Source organism: Shewanella sp. 3_MG-2023 (genome assembly GCF_030548765.1).
Classification (GTDB): Bacteria; Pseudomonadota; Gammaproteobacteria; order Enterobacterales; family Shewanellaceae; genus Shewanella.
In genome coordinates this window covers 24,239-47,927 of the sequence record NZ_JAUOSH010000003.1, presented here as the reverse complement: position 1 = coordinate 47,927, position 23,689 = coordinate 24,239, and the positions used below count along the sequence as shown (strand labels likewise).

General features: G+C 40.9%; 20 protein-coding genes. 16 read left to right on the top strand and 4 right to left on the bottom strand.

What is annotated here, in order from left to right; all coding sequences use genetic code 11:
* The first annotated feature begins 26 nt into the window (after positions 1-26).
* From pabC to Q4591_RS02430, 6 genes are all read left to right on the top strand, one after another.
* On the top strand, positions 27-842 hold the full coding sequence (pabC, locus tag Q4591_RS02455) for an aminodeoxychorismate lyase (RefSeq protein WP_102520018.1): 816 nt from the start codon (positions 27-29) through the stop codon (positions 840-842).
* 1 nt (position 843) lies between these two features.
* Entirely contained in the window at positions 844-1,854 is a 1,011-nt protein-coding gene (mltG, locus tag Q4591_RS02450; RefSeq protein WP_102437848.1) for an endolytic transglycosylase MltG, read from the top strand.
* Positions 1,851-2,480, top strand: a complete 630-nt coding sequence (gene tmk / locus Q4591_RS02445) for a dTMP kinase (protein ID WP_102437847.1) — start codon at positions 1,851-1,853, stop codon at positions 2,478-2,480. The genes mltG and tmk overlap by 4 nt, the downstream gene beginning before the upstream one ends.
* Before the next feature lie 41 nt (positions 2,481-2,521).
* On the top strand, positions 2,522-3,484 hold the full coding sequence (holB, locus tag Q4591_RS02440) for a DNA polymerase III subunit delta' (protein WP_102437845.1): 963 nt from the start codon (positions 2,522-2,524) through the stop codon (positions 3,482-3,484).
* A gap of 9 nt (positions 3,485-3,493) precedes the next feature.
* Complete coding sequence (locus tag Q4591_RS02435) at positions 3,494-3,820, top strand: PilZ domain-containing protein (RefSeq protein ID WP_076536275.1); 327 nt, start codon at positions 3,494-3,496, stop codon at positions 3,818-3,820.
* Between the two features lie 199 nt (positions 3,821-4,019).
* Positions 4,020-4,808: a TatD family hydrolase gene (locus tag Q4591_RS02430; RefSeq protein WP_102437843.1), complete on the top strand. Its 789-nt coding sequence runs from the start codon at positions 4,020-4,022 to the stop codon at positions 4,806-4,808.
* Between the two features lie 299 nt (positions 4,809-5,107).
* Here the strand turns inward: Q4591_RS02430 and rsmF are convergent, their stop codons facing one another.
* Positions 5,108-6,538, bottom strand: coding sequence for a 16S rRNA (cytosine(1407)-C(5))-methyltransferase RsmF (gene rsmF, locus Q4591_RS02425; RefSeq protein WP_303459208.1), 1,431 nt, complete (start codon positions 6,536-6,538; stop codon positions 5,108-5,110).
* 154 nt (positions 6,539-6,692) lie between these two features.
* Between rsmF and Q4591_RS02420 the strand changes: the two genes are divergently transcribed.
* The gene (locus Q4591_RS02420) at positions 6,693-7,919 is read left to right on the top strand and encodes a nucleoside recognition domain-containing protein (RefSeq protein ID WP_102437839.1); all 1,227 of its coding nucleotides are present in this window, start codon (positions 6,693-6,695) and stop codon (positions 7,917-7,919) included.
* Positions 7,920-7,997: 78 nt separating this feature from the next.
* On the opposite strand, the gene Q4591_RS02415 is transcribed toward Q4591_RS02420, so the two are convergent.
* The 3 genes from Q4591_RS02415 to Q4591_RS02405 are packed head-to-tail and all read right to left on the bottom strand — an operon-like array spanning position 7,998 to position 11,875.
* Complete coding sequence (locus Q4591_RS02415) at positions 7,998-10,637, bottom strand: MlaD family protein (protein ID WP_303459206.1); 2,640 nt, start codon at positions 10,635-10,637, stop codon at positions 7,998-8,000.
* Positions 10,624-11,256: a paraquat-inducible protein A gene (locus Q4591_RS02410; protein ID WP_102437835.1), complete on the bottom strand. Its 633-nt coding sequence runs from the start codon at positions 11,254-11,256 to the stop codon at positions 10,624-10,626. Before Q4591_RS02410 ends, Q4591_RS02415 begins: the two co-directional genes overlap by 14 nt.
* Positions 11,246-11,875 carry a paraquat-inducible protein A gene (locus tag Q4591_RS02405; protein ID WP_102437903.1) on the bottom strand — a complete coding sequence of 210 codons (630 nt, stop codon included), beginning with the start codon at positions 11,873-11,875 and terminating at the stop codon, positions 11,246-11,248. Before Q4591_RS02405 ends, Q4591_RS02410 begins: the two co-directional genes overlap by 11 nt.
* 206 nt (positions 11,876-12,081) lie before the next feature.
* Here Q4591_RS02405 and Q4591_RS02400 point away from each other — a divergent pair, with 206 nt between their 5' ends.
* The 9 genes from Q4591_RS02400 to Q4591_RS02360 all read left to right on the top strand — a co-directional run bounded on the left by Q4591_RS02400 (position 12,082) and on the right by Q4591_RS02360 (position 23,640).
* The gene (locus tag Q4591_RS02400; RefSeq protein ID WP_102437833.1) at positions 12,082-12,375 is read left to right on the top strand and encodes a YebG family protein; all 294 of its coding nucleotides are present in this window, start codon (positions 12,082-12,084) and stop codon (positions 12,373-12,375) included.
* Between the two features lie 24 nt (positions 12,376-12,399).
* Positions 12,400-12,858 carry a GAF domain-containing protein gene (locus tag Q4591_RS02395; protein ID WP_102437831.1) on the top strand — a complete coding sequence of 153 codons (459 nt, stop codon included), beginning with the start codon at positions 12,400-12,402 and terminating at the stop codon, positions 12,856-12,858.
* 266 nt (positions 12,859-13,124) lie between these two features.
* A complete protein-coding gene (proQ, locus tag Q4591_RS02390; RefSeq protein WP_303459203.1) occupies positions 13,125-13,754 on the top strand; it encodes an RNA chaperone ProQ in 630 nt (209 codons plus the stop codon).
* 22 nt (positions 13,755-13,776) lie between these two features.
* Positions 13,777-15,885 (top strand): carboxy terminal-processing peptidase, encoded by a 2,109-nt coding sequence (prc, locus tag Q4591_RS02385; RefSeq protein WP_303459201.1) that lies wholly within the window; start codon positions 13,777-13,779, stop codon positions 15,883-15,885.
* Positions 15,886-15,978: 93 nt separating this feature from the next.
* Positions 15,979-18,543, top strand: coding sequence for an aminopeptidase N (gene pepN, locus Q4591_RS02380; protein ID WP_303459199.1), 2,565 nt, complete (start codon positions 15,979-15,981; stop codon positions 18,541-18,543).
* 78 nt (positions 18,544-18,621) lie between these two features.
* On the top strand, positions 18,622-18,837 hold the full coding sequence (locus Q4591_RS02375) for a DUF2835 domain-containing protein (protein ID WP_102437823.1): 216 nt from the start codon (positions 18,622-18,624) through the stop codon (positions 18,835-18,837).
* Between the two features lie 313 nt (positions 18,838-19,150).
* The gene (locus Q4591_RS02370) at positions 19,151-21,202 is read left to right on the top strand and encodes a DUF1302 domain-containing protein (RefSeq protein WP_102477259.1); all 2,052 of its coding nucleotides are present in this window, start codon (positions 19,151-19,153) and stop codon (positions 21,200-21,202) included.
* A 13-nt stretch (positions 21,203-21,215) separates the two neighbouring features.
* Positions 21,216-22,580: a DUF1329 domain-containing protein gene (locus Q4591_RS02365; RefSeq protein ID WP_303459195.1), complete on the top strand. Its 1,365-nt coding sequence runs from the start codon at positions 21,216-21,218 to the stop codon at positions 22,578-22,580.
* 49 nt (positions 22,581-22,629) lie between these two features.
* Complete coding sequence (locus Q4591_RS02360; protein WP_303459193.1) at positions 22,630-23,640, top strand: YCF48-related protein; 1,011 nt, start codon at positions 22,630-22,632, stop codon at positions 23,638-23,640.
* The last annotated feature ends 49 nt before the right edge of the window (positions 23,641-23,689 follow it).

The following is a 23,689-nucleotide window of genomic DNA, read 5'->3' as shown; positions in this document are numbered from 1 at the left end:
CAGTCAGATAACACTCAGGAACGAGAATGGCATCAGTATTTGTTAATGGATTACCACAACAGCAAATTAACCCACTGGATAGAGGTTTAGCCTACGGTGATGGTGCATTTGCCACCATGCGTGTGTTACAGGGTAAGGTGTTATTCATTGATGAACATATTGAGCGATTGCAGCAAGCATGTTTGCGTTTGGGCTTTGCATTACAAAATCAACTTGAGTTAATAAATCAGCTTGAGCAGCACGGCCAGGTTTTAAACCAAGGCTGTATCAAAATACTCATTAGCCGCGGTGTAGGTGGTCGAGGTTACAGTGCCCCAGACATTGTGGAGCAAACAAGCGTCATTTCCTTACATGATATTCCCGCTCACTATCAGCAATGGCAACAGCAGGGGATCAGTTTATCTTTAGCGGCGATTAGCTTAGCGCGCCAACCAATACTTGCTGGGATGAAACACCTTAATCGGCTTGAGCAAGTGCTGATAAAGCAAAACCTATTACCACAAGGTTGCGATGACTGGCTGGTACTTGACACCGATGGCAATGTGGTTGAATCATCAATGGCCAATGTCTTTATTGTAGAAGGCCAAAATGTTTATACCCCAGCAATCAGCCACAGCGGTGTATCAGGGGTGATGCGACAACAAGTTATTATCGCGTTATTAGAAAACAACATTAACGTTTATGCTGAACCAATCAGCTTATCCAGGCTTAAGCAAGCAGATCATGTTTTTATCAGCAACAGCCTGTTGGGCGTTGTTAATATTAATCATCTTGATGATAACCAATATTCCAGCTGGCCTATGAGCCATAACTTAATTAAACAGTTACAATTATCACTCTAATATGAAAAAAATACTGACCGTTTTACTCGCATTTTTGATGACCCTAACCACAGTGGCTTGCATTGTCGGTTACTGGGGATATCAACAGATAATTGCTTATCCCAATCAGACTCTCACCGTCGATGCGCCTGTTGAGTTAACTATTTCACAGGGCATGAATGTCACCAAGCTTGCTAAAGATTTAGAGCATAAACAATGGCTAACAGATAGCTGGAAATTAAAATATCTGGTTAAGCTTAAACCTGAATATGCCCATATCAAAACAGGCTTATATCAAATTGAGCCGGGTGACAGCTTGGCCTCTTTACTGAATAAGATTAATTCGGGTGACCAAATCAGCTTTTCAGTAACGTTAATCGAAGGCAAGACCATTAAGGAATGGCAACAAGTGTTGGCCACATCACCGCATCTAACTTTTGATGAGCAAGTGTTCAATCGAGTGTTATTGAAAAATGGTGACGATTCAAATTTACCAGAAGGTAAGTTTTTCCCTGAGACCTATCAATATCATGCAGGCGATAGTTTAGAGTCGGTGCTGCAACGCAGTTATACATTAATGCAAACCACTTTAGAGGCTGCGTGGCAACAGCGCGATAAAGATCTTAAACTAAAAACACCCTATGAGTTATTGATCATTGCTTCAATCATCGAAAAAGAAACAGGCAAGCCAGAAGAGCGCGATTGGGTCGCTGCAGTATTTAATAATCGCTTAAAATTAGGCATGCGTCTTCAAACAGATCCGACCGTTATTTATGGCATGGGCGATCGCTACCAAGGTAATATCACTCGCAGTGATTTACGAGAACACACGGCATTTAATACTTATCGTATAAATGGTTTACCGCCAACACCGATTGCAGCGCCAAGTAAAGCTGCTTTGTTTGCAGCAGCAAAACCTGCTGAAGTCGATTATTTATACTTTGTCTCAAGAAATGATGGCAGCCATGTTTTTTCAAAGACACTTGCACAACATAACCGTGCAGTTAACGAATATCAGAGAAATAGAAAATGAGTAAAAACAACGCTAAATTCATTACAATTGAAGGATTAGAAGGCGCGGGTAAGTCCAGCGCAGTTGAATTAGTAAAGCAAATTATTACAGACCATTGTCATCAAGCGCCAATATGCACCCGTGAGCCAGGCGGTACGCCATTAGCAGAAAAAATTAGAGATTTAGTCAAAATTGCTGATGATAGTGATCCACTGTGTGATGAGGCTGAATGTTTACTGTTTTACGCAGCCCGTACTCAGTTAATTTCAAATGTCATTAAGCCCGCTTTAGCCAACGGAACTTGGGTATTAGGCGATAGACATAACCTCTCGTCGTTAGCTTACCAAGGCGGCGGTAGAGGATTAATGCCATTAGTAAAATCCATTAGTGATGCTTGTTTACAGGGCTTCAAGCCCGATTTAACCCTTTATTTAGATATTGAACCGCAATTAGGCTTAGCCCGCGCAGCCAAACGTGGTGAGTTAGATCGCATCGAGCAACAAGAATTGGATTTCTTTATTCGTGCTCGAGAAACCTTTTTAGCGTTTGCTGCTGAAGATAGCTCAATTTTAGTTATTGATGCTAGTAAACCCATTGATCAAGTCCATGAACAGATCCGAGTCGCATTAGCAGCGAATCTTGTGTAATGGTAATGACCTTGATTAAAACAGCGTAAAGTGAGTCATTGATGCAAGCTTTTGGATTAAATCAGTTGCCCTGGTTAGATGAACCGTTTCAGCGATTCTTAAATGAGTTAGCAAACGGGCATAGTGCTCACGCACAACTGTTAACCATAGATACCGGTCTAGGAGGGTATTTATTTGCTCATGAAATGGCCCATGCCGCCATGTGCCAAAACTTAACCCCTGTTGGGGCATGCGGTCAATGTAAAAGCTGTCTGTTATTTAAAGCGGGAACACACCCTGATTGTCATGTGATTAAAGCTGATGGCAATCAAATCAAGGTCGATCAAATTCGCGACTTATGTCAAAAATTAACGGTCACAGCCCAGCAAGGCGGTCAACGTGTCGCCATTATTCAAAACTGCGAGCAATTTAATTTAGCGTCAGCCAATGCGTTATTAAAAACCTTAGAAGAGCCGGGTAATAATATTTTAATTATTTTACAAACAGACGTGCCTTCAAGATTGTTAGCAACCATTAAAAGTCGCTGCCAGAATGTGGCCTTTAATGCCCCTGATAGACGCCAAGTATTAGCTTGGCTGTCTTCCCATCAATTATTACCACAACCTCCTTATGGCGAGAAAGCCCATGATGTGACTTGGTGTTTAAGTATGATTGGTGGGCCGTTGAAATTAGCTGAAAGCCTAGGTAATCAACATTACCAACAACTACTGCAATATCGAGTCGATTGGGCAAACAGTATTAAATCAGGACATTTGACTGGCAGTTTAATTAAGTTATCAGAGCAACAAATTATTGATGCACTTAATGTTTTATATTTGTACTTAAGGCAATATGTGTTAAAAAGTAAAGAGCTCGACGCATTAGCTGCGAGTAACATCATTGGTTTCTCATCGAAAGTCGCGCAAATGTGCCAAAAATTAGCGACGATGGCGAGTATAAACGCGCCTGCATTATGTCAAGACTACATTCTTGAATTTAGACAACTTATTCATTACAGACAATAGAATTACACTATGACCGATCTTGTTGTAAATTTTGATACTCTGCACCAGTTGTACAGAGCATATATGCCATTCATTAAACCTGCGGGTTTGTTTATTTCGACCACAGAAAGCCACTTTCTAGGTCAGGAGTTATCCATAGCTTATAAGTTGCCAGGTACTTCACAAATGGCTGATTTTCAAGGTGTGGTGGTGTGGATTAATCCACTTGGTGCATCAGGCGGCCGACCTGCGGGTATTGGCGTAAAAATAAAAACCGATCCTGAAAGTCATAAACATCATATTGAAAAGCTGCTTTCTACTCAGTTATCTTCAAGTGACATGACTTGTACCATGTAATAGTTAAACAAGGGTACTGTAAAGGTTCTTCCTCTATCATAGGTTTTATTTGGCTAATACAATTAAGTTAAACAAAAAATGTCAAAACCAAATCTAACCTTTGATTAAACTGTGGTAACTGCTGATATGAAAATCAGCTTGAAAGATAATCCTCCCCTAGGTATTCTTGCTGGCTTGTTTAAGCCTTTAAAGAATCATCATGTTAATCGACTCTCACTGTCATCTAGACCGCTTAAAATCCGCGCCAGATCAAGCTAGTTTGCACGCTATTGTAGATGCTGCAAAATCTCGCGGGGTTGAATATCTTCTTTGTGTTAATGTTCGCCAGCAAGGTTTTGAAGCCATGCGCGATAAAATGGCCGACTTTGATAATATATTCTTATCATCAGGGGTGCATCCACTTGACGTTAAAGACGGTCTCAATGTCAGTGAAATTAAGCAATTTGCCACTGATAAAAAAGTCGTGGCAATTGGTGAAACCGGCCTTGATTATTTTTATGCCCCTGAAACGAAAGTATTGCAGCAACAATGCTTTGAACAACAAATAGCCTTAGCCGTAGAGGTGAATAAGCCGCTGATTGTTCACACTCGTGATGCCCGCGAAGATACTATTAACATGTTAAAAGCTGGCTACGCAGACAAAGTGGGTGGGGTATTGCATTGTTTTACAGAAAACTGGGAAATGGCCAAAGCAGCGATTGATTTAGGTTTTTATATCTCGGTGTCAGGTATTGTCACTTTTAAAAATGCCGGTGAACTTCGTAGCGTGATCCGTAAAGTACCTAAAGACAGGCTACTGGTTGAAACTGACTCACCGTATTTAGCGCCAGTACCGCACAGAGGGCAAGAAAACCAACCAGCTTTTGTGCGAGATGTTGCTGAGTTTGTTGCCGAGTTACGGGGTGAGAAATATATCGATTTAGCCGAATATACCACGGAGAACTTTTTTAACTTGTTCAAAGAGGCTGCAATATTAGCCAAGCGTTAACTTACGCTTTTGTGGTAAATTTTGATATTAAGTTTAGGCTGAATTTTAGGCAAAAAGAGACCCAAAACTATCCAATTGTTCTGGGTCTAGGGGAACGGCTCTTTTAGAAAAGAGCCTTGCGCTACTGTCGAAAACCAATTTCACTAAAAATCTTACTTCTCAGTATAGACCCGTTAATCATACTTTGCCTAAAAATTGCGCAACCGGTCAGTGTTTTATGCCGCAATAGCTTAACAACTAGCGCCTACTGATAATTGTTAAACGATAAAAGTCGCTGAATTATCGGCAATAAAGTGTATCTACTCTATTTTATCTTTTACCAATTCTCTTGGTAAATTATTTTTCAATCTATGGCCTAAATGCTTTACCACCCCTAATGGACTGTGGTGATGAGTGACAATCATTTCGCCCTTTGGGGTTAAGTCTAAATCGCTAAAGCTATCAGTGGCGATATCACGGCCCATTAAAAAGTCTTTCGCTTGTTGAGCATCAAGTTCGATAATTTTATCGTCTGAGCTGATATAGCGCCTAAGGCAGATAATGGCTTCATGTTTCACCTTAAAGCCTTTTTTCATCACATCGGCCAATTTGACCCCAATGCGTTGATAACGCATTAAACCGGTGAAATCGTTAAATTCAGCTGGAAATAACCAATACTCATCATCACGGATCATCACCGTATGATCTGCAGGTAAAGTGAGATTAAAGGTGGTGCTAAAGTATTGTTCAATGGCGGATACTTGTTTGGCATTCGCAACAGAAAACGGGAAGTTACGCTGAGGCTTAGGCTGCTTTTTAATTCGTTCAACAGATGCGGTTTTAGCAATTTTAGCGACGAAGAAACCTTCGCTATCATAAATTTGTGGCCAAACGTGTAAAAAACCTTCTTGGGTACAGGCTTGTTCTGCGCCAGGGAATAAATCAGTTAGAGGAATAAATTCAACCGCATCGGCATAGGTTTGTTTTAAAAATTGACAAATTTGCTGATTTTCAAGCTGACTTAAGGTGCAAGTGGAATAAACCAATGTGCCACCGGGCTTTAAGGCTAAAAAGGCGGATTGGATCAGCTGTTTTTGAGTCTCGGCAATATCAACAACATCATCTAATTGCCAGTTTTTAAGCGCATTAACGTCTTTTCTAACCGTACCTTCGCCACCGCATGGTGCATCGAGCAACACAGCATCAAACTTTTCAAATAAATACTCCCCAAAGACTTTGCCATCAAAATGGGTGAGGGCACATTGCTTTACGCCCATTCTAAGCACGTTGGCGTGCAAAATTTTAACGCGACTGGCAGAGTACTCATTAGCAATTAATAAGCCTTGATTATCCATTAAGGCGGCTAACTGAGTCGTTTTTGAGCCAGGCGCTGAGGCGACATCGAGGATCAGTTTACTGTGGTTATCATTTTGTAGCAGCGCAACAGGTGGCAACATCGAACTGGCTTCTTGGATATAAAATAAGCCTTGAATATGCTCAATCATATTACCAATTTGCACATCATCGCTGACTGAAACCCAAAACCCTTCAGCGCACCAAGGGATAGCTTCAAACTGCCAGCCATTATCAGTCATTATTTGGGTAAATTGCGCCACGGAAATCTTTATAGTATTTACTCTGATTGATTTACGTAAAGGACGATTACAGGCAGCAATAAAGTCGTCCATATTAAGATGTGCGGGGAGTTCTGTAGCAATATGGGTTAAGTATTGCGGATTTATTTGAGCCATAGTAAAAATATCGATAAAACAACTGTGTAATAATGCGATAGATTATATCATGCATTTTCACGGTGTCGCTCACCCTGTTAAAGAAAGCGCAACCAACACATTCGCTAACAGCTGATGTTGAAAACTACAGCTGTGAAAAATAACGGAGTATTCAGTGCTAAATAGAGTTTGGTTGTTTTTTTTCTTAACGGCAGCAATCGCCATAATCGTGCAATTGTTTAATGGCCATGTTGAGGTATTAGGGGAGTCAGTTAAAGCTATTTTTAGTAGCGCTAAGTTAGCTGCTGAAATATCCATTGGCTTAATTGGTGTATTAGCGCTATGGATGGGGCTGATGCAAGTGGGTGAGAAAGCCGGTGTGGTTACGGTATTTGCTAAACTATTTGAGCCGTTATTATCAAAGTTAATGCCAGAGGTGCCAAGGGGGCATAAAGCTTACGGCAGTATCACCATGAATCTCACCGCAAACATGTTAGGCCTAGACAATGCAGCTACGCCGCTTGGTCTTAAAGCGATGCAAGACTTACAAAGCCTAAACCCAAATAAAGACGTGGCGACCAATGCGCAGATCTTGTTTTTAGTGCTCAATACTTCCTCAGTCACTTTAGTGCCAGTGACGGTATTTTTGTATCGAGCTCAGCAAGGTGCAGTCAATCCTGCAGATGTGTTTTTACCTATTCTATTAACCACAGTGGCATCAACCTTAGTGGGTTTATCTGTCGTGGCAATTGTTCAGCGTATTTCTTTAATCAATAGTGTGGTGCTGGCTTATGGCGCAACTTTGTTTAGTATATTAATTGCGGGTGTGTTTTATTTATTAACCCTATCTGCTGAAGCCATTGGAACATTATCGACTGTATTAGGTAATGGCATATTATTAGCCTTAATTATGAGTTTTATCCTGATTGCTGGTTACCGCAAAGTCGCCATTTATGATGAGTTTGTCGAAGGGGCCAAAAGCGGTTTTTCCCAAGCAATAATGTTAATTCCATATTTGTTGGCAATGTTACTCGCCATTGGATTATTGCGCTCATCGGGCGCCCTTGACTTTGCCCTTCAAGGCATAGCAGGCCTAGTGAGCTTGTTGGGGTTTGACAGCCGTTTTGTCGATGCCATGCCTACGGCGTTAATGAAACCATTTAGTGGTTCTGGGGCAAGGGCGATGATGTTAGAAACGATGGAGCATCATGGGGTAGACTCTTTTGCGGGTCGTTTATCGGCGATTTTTCAAGGAAGCACAGAAACCACCTTTTATGTACTTGCGGTGTACTTTGGCTCTGTCGGTATTCGAAATAGCCGCCATGCATTGGGCTGTGGCTTAGCGGCAGACGTCGGCGGAATAATGGCAGCCATCGCCGTTTGTTATTGGTTTTATGGCTAAGCACAACAGCTATTAAACGAGCAATAAAAAATCGGCAAATGCCGATTTTTTATTGGATGTTATCTACGCGCAGAAAGGTTATAAAGGCTTCACTTGTTCAGGTTTCCATTTACGCCATTCGGCTTTCATTTTGTTATGCAGGGTAAATCTTTCATCGAGAGCTAATTGATTCGTTTTATCCGTTACTTCCTCGGTCACGACTGAAATGCCACCTGAAAGCAGCGTTTCAAGAGAGCCTGTTTCAATTTGAGCGCCAGAGAAAATACCCACTTCAAGTTTTATACCTGATGCATCCCAAAACTGACTTGTTTGATTCACTAAGTGGGCATATTGTTTTTCAATGTGTGAATACATTAATACTTGGTTGCCATTGTAAGATAATGAGTAACCATCCACTTGCCCAATAGCAATACCTCTGAAGAAAATTGGGGTGCCAATTTTTATCGAACCAAGCTGACTATCAACTAGGGTCACTTTTAATGCATCTTCATCGATATCCGCATCGTAATGCGCAGCTAGGAGACCATCAAACTGTGTTGCTTGTCGTTCTGACGTGCCAGGTAACACGCCAATGTAAGGGCCGGTTATCAAGGTTTCTGGCGCTTTAATACCCACTAATGAAATTTGTGCATCGACGACAAAAAATTCACTGTCTTCTTTGGTGAAATGTTGTGCGTATTCACCATAAAGATAAGCACTCACGGTTAAGTTGGCTAAGTCTTGATTGAGTTTAACCTGTTGGATCACACCCACTTGATGGCCTTGATAACGAATCGCTGCTTTTGCAGCTACTTTGGCATCAGCTGGTAGTGATAGTGTTATGGCTTTGGCCTGTTTTAGGGCCAGCTCTTTAGAATCATATAAACGAGTTTGATTGCCTTGTTGGTTTTCTGGCAACAAACCTAGGCTAATACTGCCTTTTAAGGCGCCTTCTAATGGAGCGATATCAACATCAATGCCAGATAAACTTGCATTGATACTGGCGGCATCATTTCGCCAAAATACGCTGTTACTTCGAACCAAGTTAGTAAACCTTTTTTGAATGGCCACCGTGATTGAAAACTTATCAGTTTGACTGTTCCAATTTACTTCTGAGACAGAGCCAATACGCATTTTTTTGTAATAAACCGGTGAGCCATGAGCTAAACCTGCGCCATCAATACTGTCTAGCGCCAAGGTACTCATTGATGATTTATTCAAGGCCGTTAAGGCTTGATCAGCAGATTGATATAACGAAAATTTTGCTTGAGGTTTAACTACAGCCTTAGCTTTACCTGGCACCAAAGATACAGCGCCAGCAAGCAGGGTATTAATATCTCGGGTTTTGACCTTTACGCCATCTAAGGAGGCATCTATGGCAAGCGCCGATTCAGACACAAAATAACTGTCCACAGTGAGTAATGATGAATATTCAGGCTGAATGTCCACTGAGTATTCAACACGGCTAAAGTCATCAGATAATTTTACTTGGCTAATCTCACCAATAGGCATTTGTTTGTAACGCACCTCAGCCCCAGCGCTTAAACCACTGTGTTCATCAGACGTTAATTTGATGGTCAACTGGCTAGCTTGCATAAGGTCCGGTGCTTGAAATTGTAATTGATACTCTTGTGGCAGCGCGTTGTCGCTCACTCCAGGTAGTACATTGACTACACTACCAGTGATCAACCTTGCAGCGTGCTTAACGCCCTCTAAAGAAATATCAGCACCTGCAATCCAAAATTGGGTATCTGCGTTTAATAAGTGTTGGTATTGACTATCAAACTTAGCTAAAAACTTCACGCCGTTTTCAGTTAGTTGGGTTTGATGAATCTTACCCACATCAATGCCGCGATAAACTAACGTTGAGCCTTGATTAATCTCATCAGCATTATCGGCTAGCAGAGTGAATTCGATGCCTTTGACAGCACTTTCTTCATCAGGGTAAAGCACAAAGTTGTCACCATTTTGCGCCGCGGCAGAATTAGCGACTGAATTAAAACTAATTCCGCCAGCGAGCAGCGATGCCAAGCTTTCGGTATTGACTTTAATGCCCGACATAGACGCATCAATTTTTAGACCTGACACGTTCCAGAACTGGGACTCTTGTGTCACTAAATGGGCGTACTGTTGCTCGATAAACGTGCTGATATTAATGGTATCGCTGTCAATTAAGCGATAGTTTACAACTTTCCCTACAGGTATTTGACGGTAAAACACCATTGAGCCGATATCCAGTGAGCCTAATTTTGAGGTGGTCAGCGTAATAAGCACCCCATTAGTATCAGGAAGCATAGTTGGCGCATCTTTTAAGGCGACAAATTCAGATGCTGAGCTGCCATCACCGGGTTGAACGGCAATATAATTGCCTGAAAACAAGGTATCTAAACCTTCAATACCAGTGATACTGGCTTTAGGCGTGACCAACCAGAACTTGGAATTTTTATTGAGAAATGGTTCAGAGCGATAATCCATAATAATTTTGACATTAACGCCAGACAATTCATTGTCGATACTGATATCTGTCACCTTACCAACGGTCAAACCTTGGTATTTGACTAAGGTTTTACCGATATCGATACCAACGGCATTAGGGAAGTGCACAATAATCTCGATACCTGATTCTTTGATGCTTTTTACACCAAGCCAAGCGCCAAGGGCCAAGGCAACAATCGGTAATAACCAAATCGGCGAGAATAATTTCTTTTTAACAACTTTTGGTGATTCAATTTGTGTCATTGTTTTTTTCCAAGCGATCCCAAAGTAAACGAGTATCTAATACCTTTGCTGCTAACTGAGTCAGTAAAATGACTAACGCAAATGCGGTTGCTGCAGGTGCGGGTTTAGCATCAAGTAATTGCCCCATATTAACGACGGCGACAGTTAACGCAATAACAAATAAATCCAGCATCGACCACCTGCCAATCCATTCAATAATATGAAAGCCTATCATGAGTTTCTTTTTAGAAACTGGCAGATTAAAGCTAATAGCGATTAAGTAAATCGCTAAGCCTATAATTTTTAGCCAAGGCACCAATATACTGGCAGTAAAGACAATAATGGCAATAGGGATCATGTCAGAGTGAACCAAATGCACAATACCAGTAAATATGGTGTCATAGGTGACTTTGCCCTGATTGGTGAGCACAGTGATTGGGTAGATATTAGCTGGGATCAGCAAAATGGCTGCGGTAATCAATAACGCCCAACTTTGCTGTAAACTGGCATGATTACGTGTTTGGATTTTAGAATCACAGCGACTACAACGGTCACGACTGATGTTATTGATTTTTCGACAAACAGTGCATAAACAAAAACCGATTTGTATTCCTTGCCGCGCAGGAGTGTTAGCGCTCATAAGCCATTCCCCACATATGTTCTAAATTATATTCCCGTTGTAAAAATAAGATAACTAAAAACAGCATACAAAAACAGAAGGTGCCCATGCCTAAATAAATATCTGAGAAGTCAGACAAGTTAAACGCAGCTACTAAAAATGAAATGACGTAAATTTCAAGCATAGTAAGTTGCGATAAGGTCGCATGGTTTTTAAGCAGTGCGCGATATGTCTTTTGCCAAAAACAGGAGTGCAATTTAAGTTTAACTATGGTGACTTGTAATAAAATCGATAAAATTAATAATCCCGGGGCAATGACCGCTGCCGCCATCACAGCGATGCCAACTATCCAATAACCTTGCAGCCACACCGTCACAGCCGTTTCAAAAACTGTTGTTGTTCGCACACTGCCTAAAAAGTTGATTTCTATGATGGGTAAAAAGTTAGCCGGAATATAAAATAATAATGCCGCGATACACAAGGCAAGCATGCCATTGATTGAGCAGTAAGGAACGTCATAAAGTGCCGTATGGCAGCGAGGGCATAACGCGCGAACATTAGACGGTAAGGCGCGCTTTTGAACGGCTAAGTCACAGGAGCGGCATAATATAATGGTGTTCGGGTCAAGACTTTTCGGCATAGATAAAGGAAAACCGTCCATGTAGTGAAATATTAATGAGCAATAAAATAATAAAAAACGCTTTGTTTTGATTAAAAACACAGTGGAAATATTATTTATCAAGTTACAATAAAACCTAATAATACCAGAATAATCAGAATACTTGCATCAGAAGTTAGTTCTATGACACTCTATGCACTGTATATAAAAACAGTAAGAGGTTAATCATGGCTGTAATAACAAAGTTTGTCGTGGTAAGAGAAGGGGTTGAGAAGATGACGTTTACATCTAAGAAAGAAGCTGACGCCTACGACAAAATGCTCGACATTGCGGATAACTTAGTGCCTTTTATTTCTGGCGCTGAGCTGGAAATAGAGGAAAATAGTGTCGAAAAACTTGCTTTTTATCTTGCATCTAACAAGGATGAACTTGCAAATTTATTAAAAGGGATCGTAAAGCCTAAAGCGGCTACACCCAAAACAGCAAACAAAAAAGCCACTAAAAAAGCGGCTGCAGAATAATAAAAACCTCACTTAGGATGGAAAATGAAAGCTGAGTTTTATGACACATTAAACCGCCAAGTACTGGCATTAATGACCGGTGAAGACGACCTTATTGCAGGAATGGCAAACTTTTCAGCGTTATTAAATGACAACTTAGATGATATAAATTGGGTTGGCTTCTATATTAAGCGTGAAGAACAACTCGTTCTTGGTCCGTTTCAAGGAAAAGTTGCTTGTACACGTATTGTGATCGGTAAAGGTGTATGCGGCACAGCAGCGGCAAATGATGAAACACAATTAGTGGCAGATGTGCATCAATTTGCAGGACATATTGCCTGTGATGCTGCCAGTAATTCTGAAATTGTAGTCCCTGTTCGCCAAGGCAATGACGTAGTTGCGGTATTAGATATTGATAGCCCATCATTGAATCGTTTTGATACAGACGATAGAAAAGGCTTAGAAATGCTAGTAAAAAGCTTTGAATCTTGCCTATTTGCTTAATTAGCGACCAAATATAGCAAATTGCGGGTCGCAATCGCTGCCATGAGCTTTATAATACCGAACAGCGCGCATTGCTATGGATAAAATTTATTTACTGTAAAATTACAGCTAAGTGAGTTAATTTGTTAAAGCATGTTTCAATTGCTTTAGCAATCGAATAAGAAGTGCTAATTTGAACGTTAAGCAAGATCTGTTTAACGAAAGATAAACGACTGTACTCGCAAAGAAAGCTGAGACTCAGTCCCTTTTATAACGTGGAAGTAAAAATGGAATCAACAGACAAGTTGACCGACACCAACGCAGTTTTAGCGTATTTATATGAAACATTTCCTTTATGCTTTATTGCAGAAGGTGAAACTAAGCCATTAAAAATTGGGTTGTTTCAAGATTTAGCTGCTAGGTTGGCTGATGATTCTAAAGTAAGTAAAACACAATTACGTGTAGCACTTAGACGTTATACAAGCAGCTGGCGCTACTTGAAAGGCGTTAAAGCGGGTGTTCAACGTATCGATCTTGACGGTCAAGATTGTGGCGAATTGGAGCAAGAACATATTGACCACGCTCAACAAACGTTGAAAGAAGGTCAAGAAAAAGCCAAAGCTAAGCGTCAAGCTGTAGCGGCTAAAGCGGCCCCTAAAAAGCCAGCAAGAAAACCTGCTGCAAAAGCACCGGTTAAAAAAGAACGTCCAGCTAAGCCTGCAAAACCTGCCGCACCTAAAATTAATTATGTTGCTGCTAAATTTGACGAGCTTAAGCAAAAACAACGTGTTAGTGTCAAGTTAGGGCAAAACCCTGTACCTGGTGTTATCACTGACATCAAGAAAGAAGATATCCATGTACAGCTTGATACTGGATTAATCGTAAAAGTTCGTGCAGAGCATATTTTATTATCGTGATCATTTAAGGAGTAACTTGTTGATGCGAAAACTCACTTTGGCTGCGTCGATTGCCACTTTATTTGTCGGTTTTTCGGCTTGGGCAATAACACCAACGATTCAAATCAACGAGTTACCTAAACTTGAGCAAGAGCCTCAACACAAGGTTGCGAGTAAAAGGGTAACGAATTTATTTACTCGTTCTCACTATCATCGCTTTGAACTTGATGATGCTTTTTCTGAGTTGATTTACGAAAGATATTTGCAACAACTTGATTTTCGTCGCAATGTTCTAACTCAAGCTGATGTTGATACTTTTAAACAGTATCAGCATTCGTTTGACGATATGGTCAAATCTGGCAATATCGAACCCGCCTTTGATATGTACTCCTTAGTGCAAAAACGTCGTTATGAACGTTTTGCTTATGCGCTTACTTTACTTGATAAAGAATTCGACTTTACCGAAGCCGGCGATGCTTACGAGTTTGATCGTGAAGAAGCTGCTTGGCCAAAAGATGAAGCTGAGCTCAATGAGCTATGGCGTCAACGAGTTAAATATGACGCACTGAATCTAAAACTTGCTGGTAAAGATTGGAAAGAAACCGTCGAAGTATTAGGCAAGCGCTATAACAATGCCATCAAGCGTTTAAGCCAAACTCAAAGTGAAGATGTATTCCAAGGTGTGATGAATGCCTTTGCGCGTACTGTAGAACCCCATACGAGTTATTTATCTCCCCGTAATGCTGAACGTTTCCAAATGGAAATGAACCTGAGCCTTGAAGGTATTGGTGCAGTTTTACAAATGGATGATGATTACACAGTCATTAAAAGTTTAGTTGCTGGTGGCCCCGCTGCTACCAGTGAAAAATTATCACCTGAAGATAAAATTATTGGTGTAGGCCAAAAAGACGGTGAGATAGTCGATGTTATCGGTTGGCGTTTAGATGATGTTGTAGAGTTAATTAAAGGCCCAAAAGGCAGTGAAGTTAACTTACAAATTTTACCTAAAAAAGGTGGCGCCAATGCAAAAGCATTTGAAGTGACCATTATCCGCGATAAAATTCGACTAGAAGATCGCGCTGCAACGTCAAAAGTCGTTGAGCCAACTGAAGGTGAATACGCCAACCGTAAAGTCGGTGTCATTCAAATCCCAGGCTTTTACATGAACTTATCTGTTGATGTAGAAAAAGAACTGGCTAAATTAAAAGAACAAAACGTTGAAGGCGTTATCATTGATTTACGTCGTAACGGCGGCGGAGCGTTAACTGAAGCCACATTATTAACGGGTTTGTTTATTGATATGGGCCCAGTGGTTCAAATTCGCGATGCAAATGGCCGTGTTACTCAAAACCGCGATAATGATGGCAAGAGCGCATATGATGGCCCATTAACTGTCATGGTTGATCGTTATAGTGCATCAGCGTCTGAAATTTTTGCAGCGGCATTGCAAGATTACGATAGAGCCTTAATTGTAGGTGAAGCCAGTTTTGGTAAAGGTACTGTGCAGCAGCACAAGAGCCTTGGCAGAATTTATGATATGTACGAAAAACCTATTGGTCATGTGCAATACACCATTGCTAAGTTTTATCGCATTAATGGTGGCAGTACCCAGCTTAAAGGTGTGACACCCGATATTATGTTCCCAAGTGCATTAGAGCCGGGTGAATACGGTGAATCTGAAGAAAAGAATGCACTGCCATGGGACAAGGTGCCTGTCGCGCAATACGGCACCTTAGGCAATATCAAACCAGAGTTAGTGACTAAGCTTGACGAAAAGCATCAGCAGCGTATTAAAGCAGATGTTGAGTTTGGCTATATCTTTGAAGATATCGCTGAGTTTAAGAAGCACCACGATGATAAAACCATTTCATTAGTTGAAAGTGAGCGAATCGCTTCACGTGAAGATGATGATAAACGTTTACTTGATAGAACTAATGAACGTCGTGTTAAAAATGGTTTAGAGCCGTTAGCCTCTTTAGATGACGATGAAGAAATCGAAGACAGTGCAGATACTAACACTGAGGCAACTGAAGTTGCACAAGCAAGTGATGAAGAAGCTGAAGATGAGTTAGTTGAGCCAGATGCTTTCTTAGAAGAAACAGCATTAATCACTTTAGACATGGTTGATGCAAAGAAACTCGCAGTGAAGTAAACTTTATTTCGTGCCAAAAAAACGCGCTTTTAGCGCGTTTTTTATTAAGTAAATTTTAGCTCTAACAAGAGCAGTGTTATTCAAGGATTACCTATGACTCAAGCACAAGCAAAACATCTTAAAGATTATAAATCACCTTTATTTACCATTAGCCATATAGCGCTAGATTTTGATTTAAATGGTGCAGAAACTCAGGTCGTTGCAAAGAGTAAAATCCAAAGAGTTGGCGAGCACAAAGAAGCGCTGCATTTAGTTGGTGAACAAATTCAGTTAACGTCAGTGTTAATTAATGGCCACAAAGCTAACTATAAAACAGAAAATAACCAGCTTATCATTGACACAGAGCTAACAGACTTTGAATTAACGGTTGTTACTAAACAAGACCCTGAAGCGAATTCAAGCCTTGAAGGTTTGTATATGTCTGATGGCGCTTATTGCACTCAGTGTGAAGCAGAAGGCTTCAGACGTATTACTTATTTCCTCGACCGCCCAGATGTTTTAGCTATTTACAGTGTCAGAATCGAAGCAGATAAAGCAGCGTTTCCGTTTTTATTGAGTAATGGTAATTTAGTCGAGCAGGGCACTTGTGCTGATGAAAGTCGCCACTTTGTTCGTTGGCAAGATCCTTTCCCAAAACCGAGCTACTTATTTGCGTTAGTTGCAGGCGATTTTGATTTATTAGAAGATAAATTTATCACCCGTAGTGGAAGAGAAGTAAAGCTACAAGTATTTGTGGATAAAGGTCATTTACATAAAGCCAACCACGCCATGGTGTCATTGCAAAAGTCGATGGCATGGGATGAGTCGCGTTTTGATTTAGAGTATGACTTAGATATCTACATGATAGTCGCGGTAGATTTTTTTAACATGGGTGCAATGGAAAATAAAGGCCTCAATGTATTTAATACCAAGTATGTATTAGCAGATACCGCCAGCGCGACAGATGAAGACTATCATGGCATTGAATCCGTTGTTGGGCATGAGTATTTCCATAACTGGACAGGTAACCGAGTGACTTGTCGTGATTGGTTCCAATTAAGCCTTAAAGAAGGGCTCACGGTATTTAGAGATCAAGAATTTAGTTCCGATTTAGGTTCTCGCGCTGTTAACCGCATTCAAGCTATTCGTGTCATGAAAAATCAACAGTTTGCCGAAGATGCTGGACCTATGTCACATCCTATTCGCCCTGAATCTGTCATTGAAATGAATAACTTCTATACCGTGACCGTTTATAACAAAGGCGCAGAAGTCATTCGCATGATGCACACCATTTTAGGTGAAGCTAAATTCCAGCTAGGAATGAAGTGTTATTTTGAGCGTCATGATGGTCAAGCTGTAACCTGCGATGACTTTGTCAACGCGATGGAAACAGCAAGCGGAATCGATTTGTCTCAATTTAGACGCTGGTATAGGCAAGCGGGTACGCCTGTAATTAAAGTAACAGATCACTATAATGCTGCGACTAAGCAATATTCACTGACTGTTGCACAATCTGTGATGTCTAACGGTGTTGCAGGGGAGGTATTACATATCCCGTTCAGCATTGAGCTACTCGATACTCAAGGTCAGTCAGTTGCTAATACCGTGTTAGATGTAAAACAAGCACAGGAAACCTTTGTGTTTGACAATATTGCGTCAGCGCCAATTCCATCATTATTACAAGACTTTTCAGCGCCAGTAAGACTTGATTATCAATTTAATGTTGATCAGTTAGTGCACTTAACGCGCTACGCATCAAGCGAAGTGGCTCGCTGGGAAGCATCTGTTGGGTTATTTAGCCAAGCCGTGTGGCAAAACGTCGCCAGTCTTGAAGCGAAAGAAACGATGCATTTAGATGCCAGAGTCATTGAAGCTGTTAGAGGAATTATCCTCGATGAAAGCATCGATAAAGCGCTAGTGGCTGAGATTTTGGCATTCCCAAGTGCAGCAGCATTAATTGAACAAGTTGAGTCAGTGAACTTAGATGCCTTAGCGGCAGCAAGAGAGTTTGTGGTTAATGAAATTGCAGAGTCTTGTTTAGATGAACTTGTAACGCGCTATCGCAGTTTGGTAAATGAAGACGATGCAGCAAGTCGTGCATTTAAGAATATTTGTTTAAGCTTATTGTCTAAAGTGTCTTCAGAGTATGAAGATTTAGTGATTAATCAATATCAGCAAGCTGCTAATATGACAGATAGCTTAGGTGCTTTAAAAGCAGCGGTATCGGGTCAGCTGAATTGTCAGCAGCACTTAATGAAGGATTTTGAGCAAAAGTGGCTAAATACGCCGCTAGTGATGGATAAATGGTTTAGCTTACAAGCCTCGCAAAATACCGCAGATGTGCTGGACGTTATTAAAGGGCTGACTGATCATGAAAGTTTTAGTTTCAATAACCCTAACCGTGTACGCTCACTGATTGGATTTTTCGTGGCCGCGAATACCTATCAATTCCATGATGCAGCAGGTAAAGGTTACCAGTATCTAACTGATGTACTGATCAAGCTTAACGAGTTAAACCCACAAATAGCGGCAAGAATGATCACTCCGCTTATTCAATTCAGCAAGTTTGACGAAAACCGTCAGCAACTAATGAAAGCATCGTTACTGCGATTGAAAGCATTACCGAATTTATCTAAAGATTTATTCGAGAAAGTTGAAAAGGCGTTAGAGCAAGCTTAACTATCATTTTAACAATTAACGCCCACAAGGATTTAATTAATTGTTGTGGGCTTTTTTATAGGGTTTTACCGAGTCATCATGGAATTTTATTTTTCAATATATGTAAGCTTTAATGATTTTTTGCCTTTTTACCAGGGCGTGGTAAAAAACGTCGAAGTTCTAGACCGTAACGGCAAAGTATTACATATAAATGGTAAGTATTTCAGACCATTTGTAACGGCCTCAGGCATCCATGGCAGTTTCATTTTACACCTCAATACCTCAGGTAATTTCATTTCACTAAACAAGATTTAGAGTATTTACTTCAAACGGTCGATTGATTAGAGAGTGTTAAATTAGCTGGAATTATCACCTCTAACTTATTGAAAGTTAACAATTACATTTAAAAATTACTCACGGCTCATATATTTAAGCCATTCAATTCAAATCAGTCTGACTTTTTTTACCCATAAAATCATCTAACTGCACCAATTCATTCATAAATTTTCTTTTTTTTGAACTTGCCGAACCATGTTAATTGCTGTAACAATGGTGTTACCTGTAGGCTAACAAAATGTTGGTTTAAATCCTATAACAACGAATCCGGCAGGTTACGGAGAGAAGCAAAATGAATATTGTTAAAAGACGCTTTAACAAGTCGGCACTCGCTTTGGGGGTGGTGTCGGCATTAACTTTGGGGATGAGCAGTAGCGTTAATGCTGTTTCATTTGATTGGGGAGAAGTACGCGGTACTTTCGATTCTACTTGGACTGTCGGAGCTAGCTGGCGTGTGTCTGATAGAGATTGGGAAGGACAGATCGGTAAGGTCAACCAACCTCAAATGGATTGGTCTAATTACTCTGCCTTTGGTGGGGCTTTTGGCGAAACACCCATCTATCCTACGGCTCAAATTTGGGACCAAGCAGGTTCTTACTCAAGTAACAACGACCTGAGTAACCTACTGTATTCGAAAGGGGATACCACCTCTGAACGTTTCAAAGGCTTGCATGAACTGTCACTAGAGTATAAAAATTTCGGTTTGTTTGTTCGTGGTATGTACTTCTACGATACTAAAATCAGCGATGGTGATTATGACTTTAATGACCCGCTAACTGGCAAAGAATTTGATCCGTGTGAAGATAGCCGCGCATCAGAAGTGCAATGTAAAGACATTCGCTTATTAGATGCTTTTGTATACGGTAATTTCGATTTAAATGATGGCAAAAACCCATTATCAGTCCGTGTGGGTAACCAAGTTGTATCTTGGGGGGAAAGCACCTTAATACCTCATGGTATTGGTGTGATTAACCCAGTCGATTTAAATATTCTCAATGCACCGGGTGCCGAGCTTAAAGAAGCATTTCGTCCGCAAGGCATGGTGTGGGCTTCATTAGGTCTAACTGAAAATTTAAACGTTGAAGCTTATTACCAATATGATTGGGAGCCAATTTGGGTACCAACACCTGGTTCTAACTTCGCGACAAACGATTTTGCTGGTTTTGGCGGTTATAGCCAAAATGCACAATTGGGCTTCAACGCTAACCCTGATATTAATCTTGAATTCTTAATGTCTGAATATGCTTCACTTTATGGTGCAGCTGCTGCAGCTAATTTTGACCCTGCATTCGCTGCTTATATGGTGCCATACGCAACTAAAGTTGCGTTAATTCAGGATGAAGAAGAGCCTGCAGATGATGGCCAATATGGTATCAAACTAGGTTATTACGCGCCTAATTTCGGTGAAACTGAATTTGGCTTGTATTACATGAATTACCATAGTCGCCGCCCTATCATCAGTGGTACAGCATCAAACTTTACCAGTGAAGCTGTGGCTCGTGATTATGGCCGTTTAGCTGCAAGTGGCGGTGAAATTGACCGCGAACTTATGCTAAGCATGGAAACATTTACTAAAGCACAAATTGTTTACCCTGAAGATATTCAATTATATGGCGCAAGTTTTAACACTTTAGTGGGCGACACCTCAGTAGCTGGTGAAGTATCTCATCGTATTGATGAGCCTTTACAAATTGATGATGTTGAATTGTTATTTGCTGGTATGCCTGAGCAGCTTGCAAATGCAGGACTTCGTCCTGATCTAGAAGGCCTATCGCAAATCGAAGGCGTACAGCCCGGTGAGACTATTGATGGTTTCATTTTATCTGATACCACTCAAGCTCAGTTCACTTTAACCCATTTATTTGGTCCAACTTGGGGGACAGATAATTTAGTGATGCTCGCTGAGGTTGGCGGCGTGTGGATCCATGACATGCCAGGATTTGATGAGCTACGTTTAAATGGACCAGGAACAGCACGTTCAGGTGGCAATCCTGATATGCCAGGCATTATCGAAGCACTGCATGATGGTCCTGAAACTAATCCGTTCCCTACTGATTTTGCTTGGGGATATCGTTTAGTGGCTAAGGCTGACTTTAACAATGTCTTTGCCGGTGTGAATATGTCACCGCGGGTGATTTTCTCTCACGATGTTGACGGTATTACACCAGATCCAATGTTCTTATTTACTGAAGGGCGTAAGTCTGTGGCTGTTGGTCTAAACTTTGACTATCGCAGTCGCTGGGGGGCAGATGTGTCCTATAACAGCTTCTTTGGTGGCGTAGGCACAACTAATGCAATGACTGATAGAGATTATGTCTCTTTCAACGTCAAGTATTCGATCTAAAAGGATAATAATAATGAAGAAACTGACGATATTATCGGCTGCTGTCATGTTATCGCTGACTGCACCAGTAGCGATGGCGAAAGTATCAGAAGCCGAAGCTGCAAAATTAGGTACTGAATTAACCCCTTTAGGGGCAGTTATGGCAGCTAATGCTGATGGCTCTATCCCTGCATGGGATAAGGGGATTACATCAGCACCAGCTGGGTATGAGAAGGGCATGCATCATCCAGACCCTTTTCCAAACGATAAAGTGTTATTTACTATTACCAATGCTAACAAAGCACAATATGCTGAGTTTTTAACACCGGGTCAGGTGAAGTTATTTGAGCTTTATCCAGATACCTACAAAATGAATGTCTATGAGACTCGTCGTACTGCGTCTGTTCCTCAGTATGTTTACGAAGCCACTAAAGCGAATGCGTTAAACGCTGAATTAGTTTCAAATGGTAATGGCGTGAGTGGGGCATCTATTGGTGTACCATTTCCTATTCCATCAACTGGTTTAGAGGTGATTTGGAACCATATCTTGCGTTATCGCGGTGTTGATGTGGAAACGTATCGTAGCCAAGCTTCACCTACAAAAGGTGGCGCTTACACCTTGATCGAAACCGCTGAAGAGATCCGTTTTGAATATAGCCGTCCAGAGATCACGCTAGATAAACTCGCTGAAACGAATACCTTGTTTTTCTTTAAACAAGTTGTTCGTCAGCCTGCACGTCTTGCTGGTACTGCATTGTTAGTTAAAGAAACCATGGATCAAGAAGCATTACCTCGTCAAGCATGGACTTATAACACTGGCCAACGCCGCGTGCGTAAAGCGCCAAATGTTGCTTTTGATACGCCGGGTACTGTTTCAGATGGTCTAAGAACCACAGATGATTTTGACATGTTCAACGGCTCGCCAGTGCGTTATAACTGGGAACTCGTTGGTAAGAAAGAAGTTTATATTCCTTACAATGATTACAAACTTCATTCTGATGCACTTAAATATGATCAAATATTAAAACCTGGTCATATCAATCCTGAGTATGCTCGTTGGGAAAAACACCGTGTTTGGGAAGTAAAAGCAACCCTTAAAGATGGTATGCGTCATATTTATAAAACCCGTGTTTTCTATATCGATGAAGATTCATGGCAAGTATCGTTAACCGATATGTATGATAACCGTGATGAGCTTTATCGTGTAGGTACAGCACATTCTATCAACTACTATGAAGTTCCGACTCATTGGAGTACGTTAGAAATTTTCCACGATTTACAATCTCGTCGCTACTTAGCAATGGGATTAGACAACGAAGGCCGCATGTATAATTTTGATGCCAAGCTTTCTGAAGCTAATTTCACACCTGATGCGCTGCGTCGCGCAGGTATTCGCTAAGACCGTTATGGGGCGCTCATGCGCCCCAGTTATTCTTAAGGAAGTTTGTATGTCGTTTCGCACACTTCGCAATGTAGCCGTAATCAGCCTTAGCTGTTTTTTCAGTGTTGCATCAGCAAATGCTCAATTTGATCCGCTCAGCGTTCAACTCCAACCCCTTGCTCAATCATCTTTAGTGTTAGATATTGCTAACGCTGGCGATAAGCTAGTTGCTGTTGGTGAACGTGGCCATGTTTTAGTCAAACAACAACAATGGCAACAAGTGACTACGCCTGTTATCGCGCACTTAACCAAAGTATTTTTCCTCGATGAGATGCAAGGCTGGGCCGTGGGTCATGATGCAACCATCATTCATACCCAAGACGGTGGTTTAACTTGGACCTTACAATTTCAGTCATTTGAAATTGAAAAGCCGTTATTAGATATTTTATTTTTTGATGATAAAAATGGCATTGCGCTAGGGGCATATGGCTTGTTTTATCGCACCGATGATGGCGGTCAGAACTGGCAAGAAGAATTCCACGAAGAGCTTTTATTTGAAGAAGATATTGGCTATTTAGCGGATTTAAAGGCTGAAGATGAAGCACTGTATTTATCTGAACGCGCAGCGTTACTACCGCATTTTAACCGTGTTATTCAATTAGCTGACAATAGTTTATTAATGGTTGGCGAACTGGGGTTAGTCGCCACATCAATTGATAATGGTAAAACCTTTACTGCACATGATTTTATTTATGACGGTTCAATGTTTAATGCCATTGAAACGGATAAAAATATCTTTTTGATGGGGCTTCGTGGTCATGTTTTTGTTACCGATAAACAATTTTCACAATGGAGTGAAATTAAATTACCGGTTAAGTCAACGATACATAACGCTTATATCAATACAGATGGTTCAATTTACTTAGTTGGTAACGCTGGCATGATCATTGAGCTCAATAATAAGCTTGAGGCCAAAGTCATAGCTCGCAGACAAGGTGAAAACATTGTTGCTGTAGCCAGTGATAATCAAGGGGAACTTTGGTTTGCAGGTACTAAAGGCTTATTCCAACTTAAGTAGCCATAACAAATAGCCATCACAAAATGATAACTAAAATTAAAACAACAAT

What these genes read in the sequence shown, in the direction of transcription:
- pabC (WP_102520018.1), top strand. Translation starts at nt 27, where the DNA reads ATGGCATCAGTATTTGTTAATGGATTACCACAACAGCAAATTAACCCA.
- mltG (WP_102437848.1), top strand. Translation starts at nt 844, where the DNA reads ATGAAAAAAATACTGACCGTTTTACTCGCATTTTTGATGACCCTAACC.
- tmk (WP_102437847.1), top strand. Translation starts at nt 1,851, where the DNA reads ATGAGTAAAAACAACGCTAAATTCATTACAATTGAAGGATTAGAAGGC.
- holB (WP_102437845.1), top strand. Translation starts at nt 2,522, where the DNA reads ATGCAAGCTTTTGGATTAAATCAGTTGCCCTGGTTAGATGAACCGTTT.
- Q4591_RS02435 (WP_076536275.1), top strand. Translation starts at nt 3,494, where the DNA reads ATGACCGATCTTGTTGTAAATTTTGATACTCTGCACCAGTTGTACAGA.
- Q4591_RS02430 (WP_102437843.1), top strand. Translation starts at nt 4,020, where the DNA reads ATGTTAATCGACTCTCACTGTCATCTAGACCGCTTAAAATCCGCGCCA.
- rsmF (WP_303459208.1), bottom strand. Translation starts at nt 6,538, where the DNA reads ATGGCTCAAATAAATCCGCAATACTTAACCCATATTGCTACAGAACTC.
- Q4591_RS02415 (WP_303459206.1), bottom strand. Translation starts at nt 10,637, where the DNA reads ATGACACAAATTGAATCACCAAAAGTTGTTAAAAAGAAATTATTCTCG.
- Q4591_RS02410 (WP_102437835.1), bottom strand. Translation starts at nt 11,256, where the DNA reads ATGAGCGCTAACACTCCTGCGCGGCAAGGAATACAAATCGGTTTTTGT.
- Q4591_RS02405 (WP_102437903.1), bottom strand. Translation starts at nt 11,875, where the DNA reads ATGCCGAAAAGTCTTGACCCGAACACCATTATATTATGCCGCTCCTGT.
- Q4591_RS02400 (WP_102437833.1), top strand. Translation starts at nt 12,082, where the DNA reads ATGGCTGTAATAACAAAGTTTGTCGTGGTAAGAGAAGGGGTTGAGAAG.
- Q4591_RS02395 (WP_102437831.1), top strand. Translation starts at nt 12,400, where the DNA reads ATGAAAGCTGAGTTTTATGACACATTAAACCGCCAAGTACTGGCATTA.
- proQ (WP_303459203.1), top strand. Translation starts at nt 13,125, where the DNA reads ATGGAATCAACAGACAAGTTGACCGACACCAACGCAGTTTTAGCGTAT.
- prc (WP_303459201.1), top strand. Translation starts at nt 13,777, where the DNA reads ATGCGAAAACTCACTTTGGCTGCGTCGATTGCCACTTTATTTGTCGGT.
- pepN (WP_303459199.1), top strand. Translation starts at nt 15,979, where the DNA reads ATGACTCAAGCACAAGCAAAACATCTTAAAGATTATAAATCACCTTTA.
- Q4591_RS02375 (WP_102437823.1), top strand. Translation starts at nt 18,622, where the DNA reads ATGGAATTTTATTTTTCAATATATGTAAGCTTTAATGATTTTTTGCCT.
- Q4591_RS02370 (WP_102477259.1), top strand. Translation starts at nt 19,151, where the DNA reads ATGAATATTGTTAAAAGACGCTTTAACAAGTCGGCACTCGCTTTGGGG.
- Q4591_RS02365 (WP_303459195.1), top strand. Translation starts at nt 21,216, where the DNA reads ATGAAGAAACTGACGATATTATCGGCTGCTGTCATGTTATCGCTGACT.
- Q4591_RS02360 (WP_303459193.1), top strand. Translation starts at nt 22,630, where the DNA reads ATGTCGTTTCGCACACTTCGCAATGTAGCCGTAATCAGCCTTAGCTGT.